Below are 349 nucleotides of genomic sequence, written 5' to 3' on the forward strand. Positions count from 1 at the left end.
CGACGGGCGAGATGTTCTGCTAGTTCGTCACTCTTTGCCTCGACGACGACCTAGCGATCATGTTCTTCTTCCTCTGCCTCGGCATGATCTCCTGCCTCGGCGTCATGGTCTGGATCCTCTTCCTCACCGACGTCGCCGTCGTCATCCAGCAACGCCGCAACGGCGAACGCGCCGTCGGACTCCCCGCCTGATCAGCGCCCCGTGTCCGGCGGTGCGGTCGCCGAGCCTCGGCCGTACCGCCGCGCGCTGCCCGGTCCGGCGGGGCCGGGCAGCAGCCCGTCCGCCCGAGCCCGCCCACCCGAGCACCGGCCTGCCCGGGGCTCCCCCGTGCCCGGCCCCGTGCCCAGGC

The 349-nt window shown here is 72.2% G+C and carries 1 protein-coding gene; it reads left to right on the forward strand.

What is annotated here, in order from left to right; all coding sequences use genetic code 11:
* Positions 1-59: 59 nt before the first annotated feature.
* The gene (locus PUR56_RS27060) at positions 60-191 is read left to right on the forward strand and encodes a hypothetical protein (protein ID WP_329950830.1); all 132 of its coding nucleotides are present in this window, start codon (positions 60-62) and stop codon (positions 189-191) included.
* Positions 192-349 lie beyond the last annotated feature (158 nt).

This window comes from Streptomyces sp. BE303, from assembly GCF_036290945.1.
Taxonomy (GTDB): Bacteria; Actinomycetota; Actinomycetes; order Streptomycetales; family Streptomycetaceae; genus Kitasatospora.

What these genes read in the sequence shown, in the direction of transcription:
- PUR56_RS27060 (WP_329950830.1), top strand. Translation starts at nt 60, where the DNA reads ATGTTCTTCTTCCTCTGCCTCGGCATGATCTCCTGCCTCGGCGTCATG.